Source organism: Microcoleus sp. LEGE 07076, assembly GCF_015207455.1.
GTDB lineage: Bacteria > Cyanobacteriota > Cyanobacteriia > Cyanobacteriales > Microcoleaceae > Microcoleus.
In genome coordinates this window covers 1-9140 of record NZ_JADEWV010000219.1, presented here as the reverse complement: position 1 = coordinate 9140, position 9140 = coordinate 1, and the positions used below count along the sequence as shown (strand labels likewise).

9 protein-coding genes and 1 pseudogene are annotated in these 9140 nt (G+C 46.6%); 3 read left to right on the top strand and 7 right to left on the bottom strand.

The window, feature by feature from the left end; genetic code table 11:
* Positions 1-218 (top strand): annotated as a pseudogene (locus IQ270_RS25045) (SH3 domain-containing protein); the annotation flags it as partial.
* A 174-nt stretch (positions 219-392) separates the two neighbouring features.
* On the opposite strand, the gene IQ270_RS25040 reads toward IQ270_RS25045, so the two are convergent.
* The 4 genes from IQ270_RS25040 to IQ270_RS25025 all read right to left on the bottom strand — a co-directional run bounded on the left by IQ270_RS25040 (position 393) and on the right by IQ270_RS25025 (position 3602).
* Positions 393-818 carry a hypothetical protein gene (locus IQ270_RS25040; protein WP_193975884.1) on the bottom strand — a complete coding sequence of 142 codons (426 nt, stop codon included), beginning with the start codon at positions 816-818 and terminating at the stop codon, positions 393-395.
* Positions 815-1480, bottom strand: a complete 666-nt coding sequence (locus IQ270_RS25035) for a glutathione S-transferase family protein (RefSeq protein WP_193975883.1) — start codon at positions 1478-1480, stop codon at positions 815-817. The genes IQ270_RS25040 and IQ270_RS25035 overlap by 4 nt, the downstream gene beginning before the upstream one ends.
* A 420-nt stretch (positions 1481-1900) precedes the next feature.
* Positions 1901-2941: an ABC transporter permease gene (locus tag IQ270_RS25030; protein WP_193975882.1), complete on the bottom strand. Its 1041-nt coding sequence runs from the start codon at positions 2939-2941 to the stop codon at positions 1901-1903.
* 148 nt (positions 2942-3089) lie between these two features.
* A complete protein-coding gene (locus IQ270_RS25025; protein WP_193975881.1) occupies positions 3090-3602 on the bottom strand; it encodes an adenine phosphoribosyltransferase in 513 nt (170 codons plus the stop codon).
* 237 nt (positions 3603-3839) lie between these two features.
* Between IQ270_RS25025 and IQ270_RS25020 the strand changes: the two genes are divergently transcribed.
* Entirely contained in the window at positions 3840-5006 is a 1167-nt protein-coding gene (locus IQ270_RS25020) for a pyridoxal phosphate-dependent aminotransferase (protein WP_228056681.1), read from the top strand.
* 226 nt (positions 5007-5232) lie between these two features.
* Here IQ270_RS25020 and IQ270_RS25015 read toward each other — a convergent pair whose 3' ends face one another.
* Positions 5233-6006 (bottom strand): RNA polymerase sigma factor SigF, encoded by a 774-nt coding sequence (locus IQ270_RS25015; protein ID WP_193975880.1) that lies wholly within the window; start codon positions 6004-6006, stop codon positions 5233-5235.
* A gap of 418 nt (positions 6007-6424) precedes the next feature.
* Positions 6425-7267 (bottom strand): photosystem II manganese-stabilizing polypeptide, encoded by an 843-nt coding sequence (locus IQ270_RS25010; RefSeq protein WP_193975879.1) that lies wholly within the window; start codon positions 7265-7267, stop codon positions 6425-6427.
* Positions 7268-7644: 377 nt separating this feature from the next.
* On the opposite strand from IQ270_RS25010, the gene IQ270_RS25005 reads away from it, so the two are divergent.
* Positions 7645-8007, top strand: coding sequence for a hypothetical protein (locus tag IQ270_RS25005; protein WP_193975885.1), 363 nt, complete (start codon positions 7645-7647; stop codon positions 8005-8007).
* Between the two features lie 80 nt (positions 8008-8087).
* On the opposite strand, the gene IQ270_RS25000 is transcribed toward IQ270_RS25005, so the two are convergent.
* On the bottom strand, positions 8088-9140 hold a 1053-nt coding region (locus tag IQ270_RS25000; RefSeq protein ID WP_305076226.1), incomplete at its 5' end, for a calcium-binding protein.

Below are 9140 nucleotides of genomic sequence, written 5' to 3'. Positions count from 1 at the left end.
AAGTAGAACCTCGCGTAGCACCCAGGGGTCTAGCTATTCGCGCCGAACCTTCAAAGACTGCTGTGATTAAAGGCGGCGTAGCTGCTAACGGTCAAGTAACGCTTGTGCCGAATTTCCAGTTAGTGAAAGATAAGAATGGAGAAAACCGCAATTGGGTTGAGATTTCAGCGCCTGTTCCCGGATTTATCTCGGCTGGAAATTTGATCATGTGCAAGTAAACTCAGAAGTTCGATCGGTTTGTAGTGAGGACTTGGGTCTTCTCGATCGCCTTTTTAATCACAAAGGACTCTTCGTCCTGACTGCAAACCAATTTAATTGTGGGTAATTCATACTGTTGCGGTGCGGTTTCTCCGGGCGCTGATTGGTACTAAGCAAAAAGCCGATCGACCTTTTTACAAACAGCGGCCCGCCGCCCAATTTTGATGTCCGCGATTTGGTTGACACTTTGATTGGCGACCAATCCAGACAATTTCCCACTTATTTTGCCTGAATCTGAGTTCGATGCGGTGCCGCATTCCCGCAACAGAATCGTCAGCCAAACCGACGACTGTATGAAGGATTGTCGCGGTTTCTCGCGCGGGATATTCAACCAAAATGCCATCGCTTTTTCTGCCTTCAGATTCTCGATCGAGAATAAACAGTTTGGCTGCGATATCTTTGGGGTTGGAAACGGTAATTTTGCGATCGGCTACAAACTGTTTGACGTTAATTGTTTCATAGCCAGAGCGAGTTGCAGGCTGCGAAACTGCTGCGGGAATTTGGATGCAGGCGATTGCAGCTAGCAAAAAGAGCGATCGGACGAGAGTTGATTTGTTCATCCGACTTCAGCTTTTGCGAGAAATTTTTGTCTCCGAGTTGCGAAAACTGCCATTTGTGCCTCGGTGAATTGAGTTTGCTGCCATGAAGGACGGGACATTAGTCGATCGCACCAAGCTTTAATTTTAGGAAAATCGTCTAAGGAAACCCCAATCAAAGGCATCAAAACCACAACAGTTCCAGCAACGCAATCTGCTAAAGTTAAATCATTGCTAGCGAAAAAAGGGCGATCGTCCAACAAACCTTCAAAAAATGTCAGCACAGTATTCACCTTTTCCTGGGCTTTTTCAATTTCGCTAATTTCAGGAGTTCCCCTGCCCATTTTCTCACTGCTGAGCGGGTAAATTTGCGGTATAAGTTCGTTAATTGTCACCAATTCTACCATGCGGACAACTGCTAAATCTTTCGGATCTTTTGGCAGCATTGCAGGTTCAGGATACTTAGTTTCTAAATAGTCCATAATTGCTAGAGACTCGACAACACAGAAGTCACCGTCAACCAAAACAGGGATGCGATGAAAAGGATTCATTGCCACAAATTCAGGCTCTAAATGGTCGCCGTCCAAGTGGATTTCTACCAATTCAAAAGGCAGGTTTTTTTCTATGAGGGCGATCCAGACACGGCGGGAGTTAAAAGAAATGGGGGTGTGGTAAAGTTTAATCACGGTTAAATCTCCGATGGAATAGTTGGGGATGAATTTCTTGTTTTGATTCTGAACTTATTTTACTGGCGGGTGAAAACGCCGTCACAAGCCTTACAAAGACTGCTTTTGTTTGTCTCCCCGATTCTGGAAGACTGTCAATATGCCTTCACCAGTCCGCCAAGCTGCTAAAACTCATTGCCTCGTTTGGTTGTTTTTCTGACATAAAACACTCGGATCTGGGTAATGTGGCATGGCGCACGGGGCATGGATAATGGGAATAATGTTGACTGTTGACTATTACAAATCGCCCTTGCTCGTTACCAGGAAAAGCCTGGTAATGCAGGTGCGGAGGAAGAGCCTCCTTTGAGGAAGGCAACTTACAGGAGACAAGACTGTAGGAGGTGTTAAAGTTATTAAGTTTTCGATGATTAATGAATTTTGCTACTTCAAATCTTGTAGCTTAATCCTCGGATCGACTGCTTTCAACAGCAAATCTGCAAATAAATTACCCACAATCAACATCGCAGCGCCCATCATCAAACTCGCCATTACTAAATATAAATCTTGATTGTTCACCGCCTCCAAAGTCAGCTTTCCCAAACCCGGCCAATTAAAGAAAAATTCAGCAATAAACGCACCACTCAACAAACTAGCAAACTCAAAACCCAACAGCGTCACTAACGGATTAACCGCATTCCGCAAAGCATGAATGTAAATTACTCGATCGTCCGGTAAACCTTTCGCCCGTGCGGTTCGGATGTAATCTTGACGCAGCACGTCCAACAATTGTCCGCGCATCAATCTTTGCAAACCAGCAAAACCAGTAAGGCTGAGGGCGACAGTTGGCAAAATTAAGTGCCAGCCGTAATCGAGGATTTGACTCCACCAAGGTAAGTCTGCGTGGTCGATACTGGTCATTCCTCCGACGGGAAACAGAGGCGAAGTATTCTGAGCAAAAAATAGCAGCAGCAAGGCTGTGATAAAGCTGGGAAATCCCTGGCCGGTGTAGCTGACTACTTGCAAAACTCGATCGACTGTCTTATTTTGATTGACGGCGGCGACTATTCCCAAAGGAAGTGCGATCGCCCAAGTTACAATCAAAGATGCGATCGCCATTAACAGCGTCGCCGGTACTCTTTCCCACAGCAGCGACGCTACGGATCGCTGATACACAAAGCTCGTCCCAAAATTCCCCTGTGTCACAATTTGTTTCAGCCACAGCCCATACTGCACAATCGCTGGTTTATCCAAGCCGAACTGCTGTTCGAGTTGCTTGAGTGTTTCCGGCGAAATCTTCGGATTTTGGCTCAAAGTATCCAAGTAATTTCCCGGTGCTAGCTCAATAATTGCAAAACAAAGAGCCGATGCCAAAAATAAGGTTAAAAGTGCCTGCAACATTCGCTTGACAACATAGGTAAATGTCTCGCTACTCAACACAGAATTCAACCTTCGCGAATTTCGATTATATTTAATAGAAGTCATACCATTTTAGATTTGTGAATGATATTAATTCCAGTTGCATCGGAATGATTTAACCTTACTAGAGCGCAGAGAGCGCAGAGGAAGAGAAGAGAGAGATAAATGATTCCGATGCAAACGGAAAATATCTTTTTTGTCAACAGTCAACTGACTAATACTCTACCAAGGTAACAATTGGCACATCCGGCAATTTCTGCCTGCCGCCCAAAGCCTGCAATTCGATCACAAAAGCAAAACCGACAAGCTCGCAGCCAGCTTGCTCCAACAACTTAGCCGTCGCCGCCGCTGTTCCGCCAGTGGCGATTAAATCGTCCACAACCAGCACCCGGCTGCCGGATGCCATCGCGTCTCGGTGCATCTCCAGCCGATCGACACCGTACTCCAACTCGTACTCAGCAAAATAAACTTCTCCTGGCAGTTTTCCCGGCTTGCGGACAGGTATAAACCCCACTCCCATTTTATAAGCCAAAGGCGTGCCAAATATAAACCCCCGCGATTCCATGCCCACCACATAGTCAGCAGACATTTGCGAGCATTTTTCGGCTAAACTGTCAATGGTATAGCTCAGCCCTTGCGGGTTGCACAGCAAAGTTGTAATGTCTCGAAACATGATTCCCGGCTTCGGGAAATCAGGAATGTCGCGAATCAGAGATTTGAGATCCATAAGCTTGTATATCGGCGTTGAGGATAACGAGGCATCAAAAATGGTACAATAATAACGTGAAAAATTTAAAATTTAAAAATAAAAATTAAAACTAATCACTAAGTTAATTTTTATTTTTAAATTGTTTAATTATTGGCGTACTGTGTAAACAAATGTCATAATTCTGTAACAACAGGCTTGAATATCACGATTTGTCACCCTATAATCTAAAGTCAAAAATATAATATCTAAAATCCAATGATCGAGTTGGCAGCACGAGTGGGTGAGGTTCCTCCTTCCATAACCTTGGCGATCGCAGCTAAGGCTAAAGCGATGAAGGCAGAAGGCATAGATGTATGTAGTTTGAGTACGGGAGAACCAGACTTTGATACCCCCGAACACATTAAAGCCGCGGCAAAGCAAGCTTTGGACGCGGGGAAGACTAAGTACGGCCCGGCTGCTGGGGAACCGGAGTTAAAAGCTGCGATCGCCCGCAAACTCCAATCCGAGAACAATCTCAACTATCAACCGGAAAATATCATTGTCACCAACGGCGGCAAGCATTCTCTCTACAATTTGATGATGGCTCTGATCGAGGAGGGAGATGAAGTAATTATTCCTGCTCCCTACTGGCTGAGCTATCCAGAAATGGTCAAACTCGCCAGCGGGAAGCCCGTAATTGTACGGACAGATGCTTCTACGGGATATAAAATTACACCGGAACAACTCAGCCAAGCGATCACTCCCAAAACCAAGTTATTTGTGCTCAATTCGCCTTCTAACCCGACAGGAATGGTGTACACTCCAGCCGAAATTAAAGCGCTGGCCGAGGTAATAGTCGATCGAGATATTTTAGTCGTTTCTGACGAGATTTACGAAAAAATTATATATGACGGCGCCCAACACGTCAGCATCGGTTCCCTGGGCAAAGAAATCTTCGATCGCACGGTGATTAGCAGCGGTTTTGCCAAAGGTTACTCGATGACAGGCTGGCGCATTGGCTATTTAGCCGGGCCGATCGAACTAATCAAGGCCACCAGCACCATTCAAGGTCACAGTACATCCAACGTGTGTACCTTTGCACAGTACGGGGCGATCGCAGCTTTGGAAAGCAGCCAAGAGTCTGTGGAAAAAATGCGTCTAGCTTTTGCCGATCGGCGTAAAGTAATATTTGAATTGCTCGATTCTATCCCCGGAATTAGCTGCATCAAACCAAACGGTGCTTTCTATATGTTTGTCAACATCAGCAAGACTGGAATGACTTCTCTAGAATTTTCCGACGCCTTCTTAGAACAGCAAAAAGTAGCAGTTATTCCCGGGATTGCGTTTGGCGCAGACGACCACATTCGTTTATCTTACGCCACCGATTTAGACACAATTAAAAAAGCCCTAGAAAGGCTCGATAAATTTGTCGGAAGCATCTAAAAATTAGTCATTAGTCATTAGTCATTAGTTATTAGTTATTAGTTATTAGTAGCAAATGACTGTTGACTGTTAGCTGTTAACTGTTAGCTGTTAGTTGTTATTGGGAATTGAGAATTGGAAATTGGGAATTCGTAGCAAGTAACCAATCACCAATCACCAATCACCAATCACCAATAACTACTGACTACTGACTACTGACTACTGACTACTGACTACTGACTACTATCTAAAGCTGTTTCGTCATAATTTCCTTCAGCAAATCCAGCCCCTTCTTCACTCGCCGAGAAACCGTCACCGCACTGATACCCAAGCGCTCCGCCGTTTCCTTCTGAGTCAAATCGTACAGAAAAACAAACTCCAATATCTCGCGAGTCCGTTGTTCCAACATCGCCAAAGCTTGCTGTACGCGAATTCGATCCTCTTGGGCCAACTGAAAACTCCGATACTTGCTATCGGGCACCAATTCTCCAAGACTTGTCGCCCCCTCATCTTCATCCTGCACCGGCGCGTCCAAACTCAGAGGCGATCTGTTGAGATGGGCCAACTTAATTTCTCGCCATTCTTCCACAGAAACCTCAAGCACTGCTGCTACTTCCGCATCCGTAGGTTTGCGGTTGAACTGCACTTGCAAATCCTTAATTGCTGCGACAGATTTGCGTTCCAGGGACAGCCAGTGGCGCGGAACTCGCACTGAAGGGCTTTTGTCTCGCAAGTAGTGTTGAATTTCGCCCCGAATGTAGGGAATTGCAAAGGAACTAAAAGCGTGCCCCTTCGACAGATCGAATCGCTCGATCGCCCTAATTAACCCAATACACCCGACTTGCTGCAAATCGTCGTAGCTTTCACCGCACTGATTGAGCCAGTGGTAAACTTCTTTTCTCACCAGTCCAATATTCAGTTGGACTAACTGATTGCGGACTTCATTCGAGCCAGAATCTTGGTACTGACGCAACAATTGCAAATTTTCGTTTTTTAGCTCGTTCGGATTTGTGGTAGACATAGCGGCATAAGGGTTGGTAGAGCAGAGGACTGATGTTGCTTTAGACCTAGTTTCCAATGTAGCCTAAAAAAAATCATGTTGATTGTGGTGCAATCCTAGCAGTTTCATAACTGTCACACCCGACACATCAGTTGGATTCTGGCAAGGTGCAGCGATTTGACGGGGTTATCCCAAGGTAGAAGACTGAATTTAACCGAGATTTTTTCACACAGGATTATAAACTGAAACCGGTTTGAAACTAATACTTTAACTAATTAAAAATTCTCAATTAATCAATTGCAAGCTTATAACACTCTAATCATAAATTTAGTCATTAGTCAACAGTCTTCAGTTATCTTGCCAAAGACTGTTGGCTAATGAAGGGCGAGCAGCAGCTTTAGGGCAAAAAACTGCTCGAGATCGATCGAAAAAGCCAATTTTACGACACAGAAGGCTCAATGCGAGCGTAAAACAAACCGCGAATTTTCACATCCAAAGCAGGTCTAGCTCCCAAGTCAGTATCAGAAGGCTGGGTGCTCTCAAAAATCCCGCCAATTTCGCCAGTGGTCCTGTTGACTTTAGCAACTTGGAGAGAAATTTTCCCCGCCTTGGTGCGGGTGTCAGCCAGCTTAACATTAGACCGTTTCAGTCGGGAATTGTCAGTAGCCGGAAGCGCTACAGCATTGTCGTAGCCCGTGGCTACCCCGCGAGCTTTAGGATCCAAAAAGCCTGCGCTGCGGTAAGAAGGAACGTTAAATTCCCCCCGCAAATCGGTGGAAGTATTGATCGCAACCACTCCCGACTCGGAACTGGCCACTAGCTCCTTAATAGTGAACAAGAAAGGTACTTGCTCTCCGCCCGGTAACTGAATCGTAATTGCTTGAAAGTCCAAGCCATCCTCTTCTGTAAAAGTCAAAGTCCCATCATTACCAACCTCGAGCTTACCTTGAACTTGGTCAATGCTCGACGTGAACCGCGTCAGCACTTTACCAGGCACAAATTCTGCCTCTTGGCGTTTGTTTGCTGGCTCTTCCTTCACAAAATAAGTTGTGGGCTGCAAACACATACCAGTCAGTTTATAGGTGGCGCCCGCTTCAATCGGGATCGAACCGCGAGAAGTTTCTGTCAAACTAGGGCAGTTATTTGCCAATCCAGTACCTCGGATCTGGTCGTAGGTGAGTAACTCCCCAGTCGCCACGGTTGTATCAGGAGCCGAAGAACAAGCAACCAGCGCACTCATGCAAAATGCTAAAAGTGCAACAATTAAAGCACGGTATTTCATTGCCAACCTCAATCTCCAACATCGGATTATATTAAGAAAAAGCCCTATTTCGAGCAAAATAGAATTGCTCGCGGGCAGGCCCTGCCCGTGCAACCATCCGAAAGCCATCACCGGTTTTGACTCAAAAAGTCGAGCTACTAAGGTGAAATTAAGCTATAACTTAGGATTTCTCAAAATCTTCGGATCGTCGCCCAATACACATGGTACGACGGGTTGTGCTCTTTTCCTGACTTGAGTGGCAAATTAATATTGCCTAGGTCAACCTACTTAAGTTACGTTGCTCCTAGCCCCGAATGCCGATCGCCACTAGCTCGATTAGTCGGTTGACACAAGTGGCCCCGGAAAAACGCTTTGTAGATTTCAAAGGAAGCAGCGGTATGGACAACGGCAAAAATTTAGAGTCAGAAAAGTTGCAGTCTCAACTGCAATCGCTGACAGAGGCGATTCGGACTTTAGCCGAAAGTTGTCAGGGAGACAGCGTGCTGCTTTTAGCTTTGCTGCGGAAACTGGAAGCTTCGCACCAGGAAATTCGGGACGGCTTGTTTCAAGCGTCTTTTCCCGACAACCGCCAGGCACTTTACAAACTGCTCAGGAATATTGAAGCCAATGGCGGCTGGCCTTACATCCAGCGCATGAAACTTCGATCGCTCTTGGGTTACAGCCAACAATTATCTCCCCTAGAAGATTCTCCTGCCGAGTCTGAGAACGACTCGGCCGAGAGTGAGCAAGGCTGGAAATAGTTATGAGTTATGAGTTATGAGTTATGAGTTTGTAAGTTTTACTTTAACTCAAAACTCATAACTGAACTGCCCGATCGCACCTAGAACCCAAAAGGTGTAGGAGGCACGGGTATCGGACTCGGCAGCATCGAAGGCAATATCACCGTCTGGCCAGGCATTGGCAACAGCCCGGGAGCAGCCGTCGGGGCGATCGAACTAATTGACACCATCGAATCAGGCACCGTAACAGTCGGCGCAGTCGGAATCCTCGAAGCAGTCGGAGTTGTCGCCGGAGTCGGAGTTGTCACCGGAGTTGGAGTTGTCGCCGGAGTCGGCCTGGGACTAAACGTGCCGCTCACAGAGATAAAATCATTGGCATCAATCAGCGCCGATGGAGTGTCGATCAAAATTGCTAAAAGCTTGCCGTCGATCGTAATTACAGTATCTCTGAGATTTGCACCATTACCTTGCCGAACTTCCAGTTGACTGAAAGATAAACTGCTCGGCAGTCCAAAGAAATCCTCTGCCTCATTGTAATCAGTAATTAAAACCAAACTTCCCGGGCCCGCTCCCAATCCAAAAACATCACTGCCGCTGCCGCCAGTCAAAGTATCCGAACCCTCACCTCCGATCAGAGAATCATTACCTTCTGCCCCAAATAAATTGTCATTACCGAAACTGCCCAAAATTGTATCGTCACCCAGACCTCCGGCCAAGGAATCATCGCCAAAGCCACCGTCTAGAAGATCATTACCTTTGCCGCCGAACAGAAAATCGTTGCCTTCATCTCCCAGTACCGAGTCGTCGCCCAAATCACCACGAATCGTATCGGAACCGTTGCCCCCAAAAGCCGTATCGTCAGCCTTGCCCCCAAATATTTGGTCGTTGCCGGCCTCACCGAAGAGCGAATCGTTGCCGTCATTGCCGTACAAAGTGTCGTCGCCGTCGGCACCGAGGAAATAGTCGTTGCCGTCACCGCCAAACAGTTGATCCCGGCCGCTACCGCCGTTGAGAGAATCATTCCCGAAATCTCCGTAGAGAAAGTCATCATCACCATTCCCGAACACCGAATCGTCGCCGCCACCCCCGGTGAGGGAGTCGTTGCCAGTACCGCCGGCAATCACGTCAAAGCCCCCGTCGCCCCTAACCAAGTC

Coding starts and splice junctions, on each gene's coding strand:
- IQ270_RS25020 (WP_228056681.1), top strand. CDS start 3,840: ATGATCGAGTTGGCAGCACGAGTGGGTGAGGTTCCTCCTTCCATAACC.
- IQ270_RS25010 (WP_193975879.1), bottom strand. CDS start 7,267: ATGAAATACCGTGCTTTAATTGTTGCACTTTTAGCATTTTGCATGAGT.
- IQ270_RS25015 (WP_193975880.1), bottom strand. CDS start 6,006: ATGTCTACCACAAATCCGAACGAGCTAAAAAACGAAAATTTGCAATTG.
- IQ270_RS25030 (WP_193975882.1), bottom strand. CDS start 2,941: ATGACTTCTATTAAATATAATCGAAATTCGCGAAGGTTGAATTCTGTG.
- IQ270_RS25025 (WP_193975881.1), bottom strand. CDS start 3,602: ATGGATCTCAAATCTCTGATTCGCGACATTCCTGATTTCCCGAAGCCG.
- IQ270_RS25040 (WP_193975884.1), bottom strand. CDS start 818: ATGAACAAATCAACTCTCGTCCGATCGCTCTTTTTGCTAGCTGCAATC.
- IQ270_RS25005 (WP_193975885.1), top strand. CDS start 7,645: ATGGACAACGGCAAAAATTTAGAGTCAGAAAAGTTGCAGTCTCAACTG.